Consider the following 12,050-nt stretch of genomic DNA (forward strand, 5'->3'; position numbering starts at 1 on the left):
ATGCAATCCCACGGGCGCTTGCTACGACGACGGATTGTGACGACACTGGTAGCCATGACGACGACAAGCCCAGTGGTGCGCCGCAGGCGGCTTGGCCTGGAACTTCGTGCGCTCAGGGAGGCCGCTGGACTCAAGGGTGACGAAGCAGCCCGACAGTTGACGTGGTCCAACTCCAAGCTGTCGCGCATCGAGCTGGGACGGTCTCCGGTCACAGCCGGAGACCTAGCACGGCTGATCGAGCTGTACGGCGTGGCGGACAAAGAACGCCAGGACGAGCTGAACCGACTCAACCGCGAAGCCAAGCGGAAGGGATGGTGGCAGCTCTACAGCGATATCCCGTACTCCACGTACATCGGTCTTGAGGCAGAAGCCACGACCCTGCTGACCTATCAGCATGTGATCCCCGGCCTCTTGCAGACAGAGGACTACGCCAGGGCCATCAACCAAGCCACTATGAATGGCCTGACGGACGATGCTCTAGAAACACGTCTAGAGGTCCGTATGCAACGCCAAGCTGTCCTTGCTAAGCCAGAGCCTTTGGAGCTTAGGGCAGTGCTGGACGAAGCCGCACTGCGCCGAGAGGTCGGCGGTAAGGAAGTGATGAAGGCTCAGCTCGAACATCTCTTAAAGCTGGGCGACCAAGACAACATCATCATCCAAGTAATCCCGTTCTCGGCCGGGGCGCATCACGGAACACTTGTAGGAGCGTTCAACATCCTCAAGTATGTACATCCAGCTGATCCGGACGTCGTCTATCTGGAAAGCAGTAGCGACCCCTATCCAGACCGCGAGGGCGACATAGAGCGGTATGGACTCATCTTCGATAACCTAAGGGCCGCCGCGCTTAGCGTCCCGCAGACGCAGGCGCTCATGAAGAAGCTGGTAAGGGAATGATAGACCTCAGCGAAGCAAAGTGGACTAAGGCTTCGGCAAGTCAAGCGAACGGTGACTGCGTCGAAGTGGCGTTTGTGATTGGAGCTGTCGCTATGCGCGACAGCAAGAACCCTGATGGTGCGGTGCTGGTCTTCACCCCCGGAGAGTGGGCCACGTTCAAGAGCGGAGTACAGGCAGGGGAGTTCGACCTGTAGTAGTTCGTGACAGTAGGAAACACTAGACCCCCGACAGGCTGTGTCCTGTCGGGGGTCTAGCCGTCTTGAACCTTAGGCGGTCGCCTTCTCTTCCGCATCCGCCGGCGTCGTCTTGTCTTCCGACTCAGGCTCCTCCTTGGGGGCCGTAGCCTGCCGCCACTGACTGATGATGGCTTCCGGCACCCGCCCCTTGAGGTTGACCTCAATGCCGTTCTCAGTCGCCCACTGACGTACCGCGGCCGGGTCGTAATCACTGGTTGCCTTACGCGGACCAGTCACCTTCATCGTAGGCGCCGGCTCCTCGATCTCTTCAGCCACCTCGATGTACTTAGCCAGGAACTCGCGGAGCTTCTTGCCATTCTTCTCGCCCAGGTCGATGCTGTACCGCTTGTCGTCCAGACCAAAGGTCATGGTCTCGGCGCCGTCGGTCCCATCGAGGTCGTCTATGACTACGGTCTTCTTGGCCACCAGGCCCCCTTGCTCGTACGGGAGTTGCAAGGAGAAGCTTACTCATAAGCGGAGCAATAGCTAGTCGAGTAGCAAAGAAAAAGCCCCCCGACTATGTCAGGGGTAGAGAAGCGATCTGACGATCACTTCGATGTTGCTCCGGCCTTGGCCGGGGGCGGCGGGGTCGCCGGGGCGGGAGCAGCCTTAGCGGCGGCTTCTTCCTCGGCCTTCTTCTTCATGGCGGACTGCCACTGGTTCACGATGTCCTGGGGAATCCTCCCCTTATCGCTCACCTCGACGCCGTTGTCAGCTGCCCATGCTCGTACCTCACTCGGCTCGAAGTCACCGTAGGAGAGAACGCCTTGACCGTTGCTTCCGTTGGCGAAGCGGCGTTGACCGGTCTTGGGGTCGATCGGCCGCGAAGCCTTGAAGAACGGAGCCATCGCATCGGCGAACTTCTTGATGTTCTCCGTTGAGAGGTCAATCTCCCTGTAGTCGCCGTTCCAGCCAAACGTCAGTGTGCGCTCGGCCTCCTGCTCCGGATCGAGGTCATCGATCTGGACTACCTTGCGTGCCATGCTGGTCCCCTATGGGATTGGGAGGCTTATGCCTCGGGATCAGAAAGGGTCGTTCCTATCCAGACGTTCAACCCGTGCGCCGGGCTCGTCCTTGAGGAAGTCGTCTTTGTGTGGGTGGCAACACTTCACCTCGGCCTCGTCGCATCCAACGAGCCATATTGCGGCGAACGGGCATTGGTACAACTCTTCCGAACCGGGGATGACCCCGATGTACTCGCATTTCGGGCTGCCCTTCGCTATCAGCGCTTGCTCCGAGATGAAGGACAGAAGCACTCCGACGAAGTGCTTTATGTGATCGTCGCAGTAGAAGTGGAAGACGCCCCCCAGTACCAACACGTTCGTTGATGACTTAGGGCATCGAGTGACCACGTTGTCGACGGTCTCGTACTGAAAGCACGTCGGAAATACCTTTATGAGCAGAACCGTGTGGCTGACCATACAGCTGCCTTAGTCGTTGTGAATGAACCAACCCGTCCTATATTGAAGCAATGGCTTAAGAGCGTCAAGTTTCGATAGAATCTAATCGTTAGCCCTGTTTGTCAAAGGTGACACCGAACGCTATTTACAACCCACGGGACGACATGGCATAGCTGCATATCAGCCGAGCAATAGAAAAACTCGGTCACACAAGAGTGCGGCCGAGTCGTCAATGATTTGAGCGAGAAGCAGCTTGTTCGGGTCGCCCAATGTATATTGGAGGCAGTATTAGGCGACATAGAAAAGAACCCCCGATAGTGCCGAGGGTTCTTTGATCTGAGCTGACTAGCTCTTCCAGGTAGCGGCCTTGACCGCCCACATCTGAGCTGCTTGCGCCTCACGGATCGCGAGCGTAAGCATCGCACCCTTTTCGCTCGCTGTTGTGTCCTTAAGGCGTTCTTCTTGAATCACATCAATGGCAGCTGCGAAAGCCACCTTGATGGCCTGAACGGTTTCGTTGCCCGATGGGTTGAACGTCAGTCCAACAGCCTTCTCACCATAAGTTAGTTCACGCTCTGCTGATGTTTCGTCTGGCATAGTGCCTCCTTTAGTTACGGGCCTACTGGCCCGCAGGAGGTCTTAAGGTCAATCAGTCAACAACTAATCTTTGCAGTCAAGTGAAACACCGTGTTTTCTGGCACCTATGACCCCATATTGGTTGCCTCCAAGACTTCCTCGACGGCCGTAGCTACGCGCATCTGCTGTGTTTTAGTTAGTGTGCCGTTCTTCTTGGCTAGGTTATGTGGATTACAAGCATAACGGTGGTTATCGGGGTTATGCCGGAGATCAGGTCGGGAGCTAGCGTCGATGACGTGTTCATTGATTACGTTCTCAGTCCACTCTAGGCCGATGTAACACTGGCGCAAGCCTTGGTGGTTGGCCGGCTCAGCCTTGAGCTTGGCCTTGCGGTCCGCGGCTCGTGCTTCACCTACCTTGCCAACCTGCTTGATTGGCTTGGGGGTCTTCTTAGCTACAGGCTTCTTCTGGAGGAGAGCCCAGCGTTCTTCGCCGGTCACACCTGCTCCTTGGGCGAGTAGTTAAACGCGACCATGAAGCACAGCACGTGCAGACCCACGTATAAGTACCCACCGCCAGTCATGTAGCTGATTGAGAACGGCAGTGCAATGTTATCCCTAGATAGACCGCCCCAAATGCGTAAGCCCCTTGGCTCCTCGGTGATAGCGGTGTCGTCCATTTACCTGTCCCCCTCATAGTTACGGTCAATCGGCCCATCTACACTTAGGTAATCTCCGCAGCGCACACAGACTAGTCGGGCATGTTTCTGCGGCCAATGGCCACGTCTACGGCATAACCATTCGGATATGAAGCGGGGGAACAGGGGCTTGTGCGCTTTTACCATTGGCTTTTTCGTCTTCATGACTTGTCTCCTTCTTTCTTAGTGAGGCTGGCGGCTAGCTTCGCTTTACGGCGGCTGACCACATCAACGTCTATGCATGAACGGAAGCCGTCTTTATGCAGGATTCTCACGCTGGCCATTTCCATGCCGGTAAGTTCATCGATGCGGGCTTCAGCTACTCTCTGGTCTGTGGTGGCTTGGATAAGCGATTGCACGCGGGCTAACCATTCACGGCCCTCACGGGAAGTGTCACCAACTAGTGCGGAAACATCGTGAAGTTCGGTGTAGAGCTGGTCTTCAAAGCTCTCTGTGGGCTGTATGCCGGTGCCGTCACAATCGCGGCAGTTGAACATCCGCATAGGTGCTGCTTTCCCGACGCCTCCGCAGGTTTTGCATGGGGTATTTGTGTTGGGGTTACTTGGCATCGGGGTATTCCTCGTAGTCGATATGGGTGCCATGCTCGTGCTTAGCCGTGGCCTGGGCTATTTCTTCGGTGTCCTCACCAACAGCCTCTCCGCCCACCTGGTCGCACTGAAAGGCGCATTCTGCCTTACGCTCAGCATCTTCTTTGTCATCGGCCTCGACGACGAACCGTTGATAACCGGGGCAATTTACGGCCACTACATATGTCTTACTCATGACTGTTCTCCTTCTTGGTTGGGGTGGGAAAGGTATCGTTGTACCATTCGATAAACTCGGCGTCGGTGGACTCGTCTGGGTAGGGGAAATCCATGTCAAACCATTGCCAGCCATCAGGCCACTGATGCAGCGCTAGCTCGGCAGCACTGAGCTTTTCCATGCCGTCGTATCGCTTGCTACGATGCACCCTCAGGTCAATCCATCCACCTTCTAGTGCTTCGACCAATGAGTCGTGTGCGAAAACCTGCTTCTTAGCCTCTTTGGCGGTATTGGCAAACACCACCGCTTGACCGGCATCGTCCTCATCTTTTACTGACAAAAGGTATGCTTTCACCTGCTATTCTCCTGTTCTTTGGTTACTGGCTTGGCAGCGTCACTCTCTGCCGGTCTGGGCTGTGGTTGAGGCGGTAATGCCGCCGAATACGGTACCCAGTCAATTTCTTGCTCCGCATCGCCGATGAATATTGGATGGGGCTTATCTAGTAATGGCGAGTGGAAGTGCACCCATGGGCCAAGATAGCCATTACCTGCGTCGTAGAGTTCAATGTGGTCTTCGGGTAAGGCCCACTTCTCAAGTCGGAGCTTGGTATGGCCTGCCTTAAATGCTTCGTCGATAGTCACTCATTTGCTCTCCTCTTTGGCTATTGCCTGGTCGAAATGCTCTTTGTAGACCATGGCTCCGTCATAACCAGTGAGCCAGGCTTGTTGCAGCTCCCTCAACCCAGCGGCGTGGTAGGCCTGGTTCTGTTTGGTGATGAGGGCGCCTATAGACCTGATGAGGTTTTCTCTCCGCCCGCTTGTAGCTATGGGGTGGCCGAGTTCTCCATCTTCAAAATTCTTGATTAGCCGCGCTAGCTCATCACCCTCTAATACAGGAGTGGGCACGTAAGCATGGCTGGTATTTCTGCACATGCACATGTGGTACTTCTTTTGTCCAACCGACTTGTCGCATAGCCCATACTTGCTTCTACTGACATGCTGGCAGTCTGGGCATGTCTCCGGCTTAGTGGGCTCACTATTGGGCAGCGAATCCGTTGAGACTCCTGGGGCCGCATCGGTTCGGGAGTGCCTCTTAGTGTGGTCGGACTCCTGAATCGACTTCAGCGCATCATCATATGTGGGCCTGTTGTAGCCGTCCTGGTTGCTCATCGCTTCTTCCCCTCCACCGCCTTCACGACGTGGTAACGGCATAGACCAGGCTTAGCTAGCTTGCAGTAGAGGCAGATTAGGCGCTTGTTGCGGACTGGGATTGATACGGGCTTAGTTTGAGTTGGCATTAGACTTCTCCTGGTTACGTTGCTTGGATGAGATCAATCCGCCCTTACTGCCAGCGGTTCTGGCTGCTTCCTCTGATACCGCGAAGCCTCTAAGTCCATTACGGGCGCCGGCCTGCATCCGTTTGAGGAGTTGTTCAGGGGTAAGTTTTGCTTGAGACGGACGTGGGCGGTGGGTGTCGCAGTATTGACGACCTGATACATAAGGAACTTCGGTCTCGATGACACAGCCTTCTTTGCGACAGATGAAGGTTTTAGTCCTCATCTAACCGCTCTGCTTGGTGCGACGTGATGCGCGACCGCCTAATGAGCCAGCCCAACGAGCTAAATCGGGGTCTTTGGCGAACCCCCCCCCTCGGGAAACGGTGCCGCCGCGGCGACCTATAAGGCGATAGAAGTTATCCCCGTACCTGAGCTTGTTAGTTGCGGCGGCGCGCTTGCCTCCTTCGACTGTTCCAGGCATGTCTATGCCTCCTCGTTAGTTAAGTTCTGACGGGCTGAGAGCCTGCGTGCGATATAGTCGCGGAAATATGCAACACTCACTCGCTTACCATCTCCCGCAGCCTCTAACAGCTCGTCTAGCGCTCGTAGCTCTGTCTGGGCATCGTTGTCCGGAGTTCTCATCTCGGCCAGTAGGGCGGCGAAGTCGGTAGCGGATATGAGGACGGTGCTGAACCGACTCGGGAACTTCAGCGAGACCCAGTTGTTTTTGCGCTGTACTATGAGGCCGCTCATTTGGCGTCATCCGCTTTAAGCTCGTCCTTGATATGGGAGAGGAGTATTTTCACCTCCTCCCCCGTGTCCCGGTTAGTGAAGCGCATCTGTGGCCAGGCGGAAAGCTCAGGCTTGAGGTTGTGCTTCTCGGCATAAGCCTTGATGGCCGCGAAGTCTTTCTCGGTTCTAGCGGCTACTCGGGGTGCCATTAGAAGGGGATGTCGTCAAGGTTGATGTTCTTAAGGTCAGCCTCAGTGGGCAAGACATCATCCGACTTCGGAGCCTTAGGCTCTTCTGCATTGTCCAATGTCCGGACCTCAGGATCCTTGCCGGCCTCGAAGTCGACCAAGGGGATAGCGCCATCGGCTACCTTGGCCATATCAATCATTTCTAACTGGTTGCTGGGCGGCATCGTGCCCTGATGTGGTGAGGAAGTACGGGTGTACTTACGGCCGTTCTGTCCGGAGCCGACTGCAGAAACCGTGAGGTCAAACTTGGACGGGTATTCCTCACCGCCCCACTCATCGTTCATATCGTCAATGGCTTTAGCGCCAGCGATGCTCTGCGAGAGGATGCGTACCTTCTCGGCTGCGTAGTCCCAGACGGGGAACAGGTAGCTGTGAGAAGGGTCGTCATTACCGTACTGAGTGATGCGGACCCACGGCTCTTCTAGGAGGCGGAACCTGAACTTGTCACCATCGTTAAATTTTATGAATACGCCACCCGAGTTGGGGATGCGCTTAGTTGAGTTTCCGATACGACCCATGGTTATGGATCCTTGTTTATTGTTTGATCTGTTACTTCTTGTTCGCCCTCTCTCGGCGCTCTGCGGCGATGAACCGCCCAATGCCGGGAGGGCGAGGGACCTTGAACCACTTAGCGTGCATCTCGTCGAAATGCTTGGTGCAGAAGTAGTACTCATGGCCTTTGCCCTTCATGTATCCGGCCGCCGGCTGATCGCATGAGAAGCACTGATGCTCCGCGTAGTCCATCTGACTCATCGTCTGGCCGGGAACTTCTTCTGCATCAGCTCTTCTTCCCAGTCCTCCAGCGGTCTCAAGCCCTCGGGGAGGTTCTTAGGGTCAAGCTCTCTGCGGGTGATAACGCGAGTGCACACGATGGTCAAAGTGCCATAGTCGGCATTCTGGTGAAGCGGCAGATGGCTGAACTTCCATAGAGTGCTCTTGCTGGCCCACTGCTGCTCGGGGATGTCACGAGCTACATAGCGAGCCCTGGCGCCGCGCTCAGTCATAATGACGGCGTCCTGGTCAGTCGACTCTTCCTTATAGGAAGGTAGCGCTACGAGGGAGTCAGTTACCTTGCGCTGAGTCTCGGTCAGCTCCCACTTCTCTGACTGGATCGACATCTTCAAGCGTGAGAGGAAGACGGGGCGTTTACTGCCCTGGGCCTCAATGATGAACATGGCCTCGTTAGGCTTGATATACAAGTCGTCGTGATCGAAGCGGGTAGCTTTCCACCAGTTCTGGCCCATCAGATTGACCAGGTCTTGTTATTGCGCTGCTTCCGGTAAAACTCGGCGAGCTTGTTCCACTTCTCGGCGAGGTCTTCAAGACTCAGGATGACCGGGGCGTATTGGATGCCGCGGACAGCTCTAGCGGCGTCGATAACCTGCTTGAGGTCGGCCATACCGTGCTTGGTGAGCATTCTCTTAGCAGCCCAGCGCTGCTGCTTGGCTCGGGGCATGGTCAGATTGAACGCTGTCTCGAAGTACGCGATGACTTCGTTGATGTCAGCATTGCCGTACGTGACTACCTCGGCCGGCGCTTCGACTGGGGTATCAGCGATTTTCTCGGGTATGACCTCGAAGAAGCGCTTTTGGTCGTACTCGGGCCTCACAGCACAAGCATCCGAGCTAGGGCATAAGCGATAGCCAGAAGTAGGTAATAGATCGCGTAGTTATGCAACGCTGTACCTCGATAGGTACGGTTACCTGCAGCCACTAATACAAGCGACACAGCCATCAGGCCATACATTACTGGTCCGTCGATCGGTGCCATTACGAGGCCAAGAGCTTAGCTGCTATGACGAGTACGAACGGGGCACCGACCATGAAGACAACTGCGCCAATGGCTTCTATCGGAGAGGTGTCTAATGGCTTGCGGCCGTGGCGGGGCTTGAAGTCCGCCGGTGGGGTTGATACGTGCATTTGATTGTTCCTTGCTTATGACTTAAGTATGAAGCAAGCGCAGTAAAAAGCAAGGGTATTATTTCGTACCTGTTAGGTGGGAGTTATCCACAGTTTCCGAGGTTATGCACAGGTCTACTGATGGTCTTTAGCCTACGGCCGTCCCATCTCTATTACATACTTCCCTGGCCTAAAATTCTTTAGGCGCCTCTTGTTAGCCACTCTCTTATGTTGCACGGTACTCGTCTGCCTGGTTGGTGCCGAAGCCTCAAACAGATCGAGCGGTGGGAAGCCTTTAGGTCTGGCCTGGTGCGTGCCGGGATGCGCTTTGTTCATAGGCTGATCGCGGCGGCTGCAGGGTTGCAGGCTGGCACCATGCCAGCTCTCCATAGGAGCCTACGTTGCCACGAAATAGCTCCCGGCCGATTCACGCCTGGTTAGGGCATTAGCAGCCGCGATCAGCCTATGAATGTGCGCCCGGATCGGTGCCGGTACCCGTTTGTTTAGACAGAGCCCGGGTGTCAGGCTTGCGAGGGAAAAAGAAAAACCCCTCGGGGTTCGAGGGGGTAGTCCATACTTCTCTTTAAGCATAGCAAAACTAGCCATAAAAGCAATGAATACTTCCTCTGGGCTAGTTCATTGAAGTATGGACCAGCTTGCTTCGTACATTACGCTATTGACTATATCGTTGGCAATAGTCTTATGTTAATGTGAGCCTAAGCAACCTGGTGTGCTCGTACCAAAAGAGAACGTTTCAGAGGTTAGTTACCTCCTACGCAAAGATCCCTAGCCCTTCCAAGGAGCCGAGGGTCTTTTCTTTATGCGGTCAGGACCAGTAGGACAGAAGCCAGTAGCGTGCATACGACCGCCCATACCAGGTGAGACAACCAGCGCGCCGGCTTCCGTCTGCTCTTGCGCTTAGGGGTGGGCTCGTGGGTTCTAGCGCGGACTCGGTAGCGGGCGAGTTGAGCTGGCTCGATAATCTCGCCGGTGGCTTTGACGACGTAGGTCATGGCTTCTTCTCTTGGTGAGCGGCCCATATCAAGAAGTCTTCAACCGTGGCGGTATAGCCTGGAAATCTAGGGCGTAGTAGCACATGGCTAAAAGTTCCGTCGGGGTTTGGTCGTCCCCATTTACGATAAAAGGGGAGAGCATCGTACTCCGTCTGACTGCGCTCGTGCTCCGCTTGGCGGACTTCGTATTCAACTCTGCGATCCTTCAATAGATCATCGTTCAGCGCGTCGATGTGAGCAACATATTCAGGCCAGAGGTCGGCGTACTTGCCGAATAGCTCATGCTCCATGGTTGGCCTCTAGGAGCTCGGGGTTCTGGTGGATGTTGCCGATGACGGCTAACTCAAGGCGAAGGAACCCGAGATCATGACCGCCGTACTTTTTTCCAGTCAACGTGCGGTCTATGGCAAAACCGAACCCGTCCCACTCGACCACGCCTCTTTGATAGCCGGTACCAAAACCGCCGAGCCTATCTGAGCCCTTTATCTCAACGATGTCATCTTCATAAATCTCCACCCCGTTCTTGTCTTTGAGGCCGGTGTATTGCATGAGCTGGTAACTATCACTACCTAGATAGTTCCAACGCCCCGCAGTTTGATGATAGGCGACACCAGTACCATCGAAGTTCAATGCGTGACGATTTGTCTGGACCATCTTAGATTTGCCGATGTCCCACGCCCTGAATTTAATCTCTCGTGCCATGCTATACGGTCTCCTGCTTAACCAATGGGACCGCGAACGTCTGCACATACGAGTCGTCTAACGCCAGTTCTACAGCTTCCTTTAGCTGCTCGTCGCTGATGTTCTCGCCGTCTGGGTCGGGGTGACCGTCAATCATGTACTCAAAGATGGCGTTGTAATCGCGGTTGGCTAGTTGGACTTCGAGGTCATTGTTGACGAGCCAGTCGGTGAGGTGTGGGGTGGTAATCATTTGGCAGCCCCCGCGTGGGTCTTGGCTTCGCCCCAGTTATTAAACTGCTTGCTACACTTGAGGCAGTAGTAGGGCCGGAAGAGGGCTATATTGGATTCCTCTACTTCTTCCTTTGTCACTTCTAATGGGTCGCCAATACTGTCGACTGTAAAATGGTCGAATTGCTTCACCTCGCAGACCACACGTAAGTTATCTAGGGTGCATGGTTGTAGTGCCATTACGCCGCTACCAGTTCATGCAACCTGATGTCTCGGTGATCAAGAAGAATAGTTACATTGTAGTTGTTTGTGCAGAAGGCTGTGGCTAGCCGATGTTCTTCACCATCGAGCACCTGCGTACGGTACTCCCCGATGCGCTCGACTCGTTCGGAGTGGCCAGGCATCCAACTCTGAATCATCATGCCCGGCTTTAAGTCTCGTCCATATATTCGTGCCATTTCGATTGATCCTTACTTATGTATGTATATTAACACGTGTAGATATGCAATTGCAATACTTTTATTGTCGATTAGGACGTGTTAAGCTGCATTACATGATAGACCTCAATGAACTACAAAAAGAGCTGGCAGCTATGAAGCCGCGCCAGATGCTCTATGAGCTCGTAAAAGCTGAAATGAAGCGTCGTAACCGCTGGAAGGACGCGCCCCGTGGGTCAGCCTTTAGTAAGGGCATAGACGAGCGCAGGGCTGGCCTAAGAAAGTAGAAACGGCACTGCCTCATCAAAAGGCTTAACCACGAACAACTCCGACTCACGACTCTGAGCAATGACCCGCTCAATCATCCGCTGTTGGTAGTCGTCCCGGGTCGTGAAGAGCACCAAAGGGAACGTCGGCCGCGTCCAGGCCCGGTAAGCCTTCTCGTAAGCTTCGAGTTTGGCGACTATCCGGCTCTTACTCTCGGTTGAGTGGTCTACCTCAAGACAGACCCAGCGCCCGCCGCCTAGAACTATCTCCGCGTCAGGTATGGCGGTCATACCTTTAATCCGGGCTTCTGGCTCGTAGTCCACTACCTGACGGCCCCCGGCGGCTTCGGCTTCCTTAAGCCTTACGTACAGCTCAGTGACAGCCAAGGTGTGCGGGTCTCGTATCTGGGGACTGCTCTTAGGCGGCACGTAGACATAGCCGTGTGAGCCACTAGCCCACCCTCCGATAGCCCGCTCTTCAATCCGGGCTATCTCTTGCCACTTGACCAGTCTTCGCAGGGACCGCCGGACGTTAGCCGATCTTGATACTGGGCTGTTGTCCTGGAAGTACAGTCTGGAGATTTGGGTGGAAGTAAGCTGTCTGAGGAGGTGGATGGAACGGATGATGGCCTGGTCCCGTGTGGAGAGGTATGAGTCAGACATGGGCGGACCCACGTCCTACTTTCGTCTGACGTCCCCACGCAG

19 protein-coding genes are annotated in these 12,050 nt (G+C 55.0%); 2 read left to right on the forward strand and 17 right to left on the reverse strand.

Annotation, left to right across the window (positions count from 1 at the left end; translation table 11 throughout):
* Positions 1–54: 54 nt before the first annotated feature.
* Positions 55–894 (forward strand): helix-turn-helix domain-containing protein, encoded by an 840-nt coding sequence (locus ACFWP5_RS08865; protein ID WP_384152484.1) that lies wholly within the window; start codon positions 55–57, stop codon positions 892–894.
* A complete protein-coding gene (locus tag ACFWP5_RS08870) occupies positions 891–1,088 on the forward strand; it encodes a DUF397 domain-containing protein (RefSeq protein ID WP_384152487.1) in 198 nt (65 codons plus the stop codon). The genes ACFWP5_RS08865 and ACFWP5_RS08870 overlap by 4 nt, the downstream gene beginning before the upstream one ends.
* Before the next feature lie 72 nt (positions 1,089–1,160).
* Here ACFWP5_RS08870 and ACFWP5_RS08875 read toward each other — a convergent pair whose 3' ends face one another.
* The 17 genes from ACFWP5_RS08875 to ACFWP5_RS08955 all read right to left on the reverse strand — a co-directional run bounded on the left by ACFWP5_RS08875 (position 1,161) and on the right by ACFWP5_RS08955 (position 12,008).
* Positions 1,161–1,556, reverse strand: a complete 396-nt coding sequence (locus tag ACFWP5_RS08875) for an Lsr2 family protein (protein WP_384152490.1) — start codon at positions 1,554–1,556, stop codon at positions 1,161–1,163.
* Between the two features lie 122 nt (positions 1,557–1,678).
* Positions 1,679–2,113 (reverse strand): Lsr2 family protein, encoded by a 435-nt coding sequence (locus ACFWP5_RS08880; protein WP_384152493.1) that lies wholly within the window; start codon positions 2,111–2,113, stop codon positions 1,679–1,681.
* A 39-nt stretch (positions 2,114–2,152) separates the two neighbouring features.
* Positions 2,153–2,551, reverse strand: a complete 399-nt coding sequence (locus tag ACFWP5_RS08885; protein ID WP_384152496.1) for a hypothetical protein — start codon at positions 2,549–2,551, stop codon at positions 2,153–2,155.
* Between the two features lie 324 nt (positions 2,552–2,875).
* Positions 2,876–3,127, reverse strand: coding sequence for a hypothetical protein (locus ACFWP5_RS08890; RefSeq protein WP_384152499.1), 252 nt, complete (start codon positions 3,125–3,127; stop codon positions 2,876–2,878).
* A gap of 104 nt (positions 3,128–3,231) precedes the next feature.
* A complete protein-coding gene (locus ACFWP5_RS08895; protein ID WP_384152502.1) occupies positions 3,232–3,606 on the reverse strand; it encodes a hypothetical protein in 375 nt (124 codons plus the stop codon).
* Positions 3,607–3,964: 358 nt separating this feature from the next.
* The gene (locus tag ACFWP5_RS08900) at positions 3,965–4,306 is read right to left on the reverse strand and encodes a hypothetical protein (protein ID WP_384152504.1); all 342 of its coding nucleotides are present in this window, start codon (positions 4,304–4,306) and stop codon (positions 3,965–3,967) included.
* A 55-nt stretch (positions 4,307–4,361) separates the two neighbouring features.
* A complete protein-coding gene (locus ACFWP5_RS08905) occupies positions 4,362–4,586 on the reverse strand; it encodes a hypothetical protein (RefSeq protein ID WP_384152507.1) in 225 nt (74 codons plus the stop codon).
* Positions 4,579–4,920: a hypothetical protein gene (locus tag ACFWP5_RS08910; protein ID WP_384152510.1), complete on the reverse strand. Its 342-nt coding sequence runs from the start codon at positions 4,918–4,920 to the stop codon at positions 4,579–4,581. The genes ACFWP5_RS08905 and ACFWP5_RS08910 overlap by 8 nt, the downstream gene beginning before the upstream one ends.
* The gene (locus ACFWP5_RS08915; RefSeq protein ID WP_384152513.1) at positions 4,917–5,207 is read right to left on the reverse strand and encodes a hypothetical protein; all 291 of its coding nucleotides are present in this window, start codon (positions 5,205–5,207) and stop codon (positions 4,917–4,919) included. Before ACFWP5_RS08915 ends, ACFWP5_RS08910 begins: the two co-directional genes overlap by 4 nt.
* Positions 5,208–5,735 (reverse strand): hypothetical protein, encoded by a 528-nt coding sequence (locus tag ACFWP5_RS08920; RefSeq protein WP_384152516.1) that lies wholly within the window; start codon positions 5,733–5,735, stop codon positions 5,208–5,210.
* A gap of 590 nt (positions 5,736–6,325) precedes the next feature.
* Positions 6,326–6,595 (reverse strand): hypothetical protein, encoded by a 270-nt coding sequence (locus ACFWP5_RS08925; RefSeq protein WP_384152519.1) that lies wholly within the window; start codon positions 6,593–6,595, stop codon positions 6,326–6,328.
* 187 nt (positions 6,596–6,782) lie between these two features.
* On the reverse strand, positions 6,783–7,340 hold the full coding sequence (locus tag ACFWP5_RS08930) for a hypothetical protein (RefSeq protein ID WP_384152522.1): 558 nt from the start codon (positions 7,338–7,340) through the stop codon (positions 6,783–6,785).
* Between the two features lie 231 nt (positions 7,341–7,571).
* A complete protein-coding gene (locus ACFWP5_RS08935; protein WP_384152524.1) occupies positions 7,572–8,066 on the reverse strand; it encodes a hypothetical protein in 495 nt (164 codons plus the stop codon).
* On the reverse strand, positions 8,066–8,431 hold the full coding sequence (locus ACFWP5_RS08940) for a hypothetical protein (protein ID WP_384152527.1): 366 nt from the start codon (positions 8,429–8,431) through the stop codon (positions 8,066–8,068). Before ACFWP5_RS08940 ends, ACFWP5_RS08935 begins: the two co-directional genes overlap by 1 nt.
* Before the next feature lie 1,581 nt (positions 8,432–10,012).
* Positions 10,013–10,435, reverse strand: a complete 423-nt coding sequence (locus tag ACFWP5_RS08945) for a YopX family protein (RefSeq protein WP_384152530.1) — start codon at positions 10,433–10,435, stop codon at positions 10,013–10,015.
* 1 nt (position 10,436) lies between these two features.
* Positions 10,437–10,664: a hypothetical protein gene (locus tag ACFWP5_RS08950; protein ID WP_384152533.1), complete on the reverse strand. Its 228-nt coding sequence runs from the start codon at positions 10,662–10,664 to the stop codon at positions 10,437–10,439.
* A gap of 690 nt (positions 10,665–11,354) precedes the next feature.
* Positions 11,355–12,008 carry a replication-relaxation family protein gene (locus ACFWP5_RS08955; protein ID WP_384152536.1) on the reverse strand — a complete coding sequence of 218 codons (654 nt, stop codon included), beginning with the start codon at positions 12,006–12,008 and terminating at the stop codon, positions 11,355–11,357.
* Positions 12,009–12,050 lie beyond the last annotated feature (42 nt).

It is taken from the genome of Streptomyces sp. NPDC058469, from assembly GCF_042721125.1.
GTDB lineage: Bacteria > Actinomycetota > Actinomycetes > Streptomycetales > Streptomycetaceae > Streptomyces.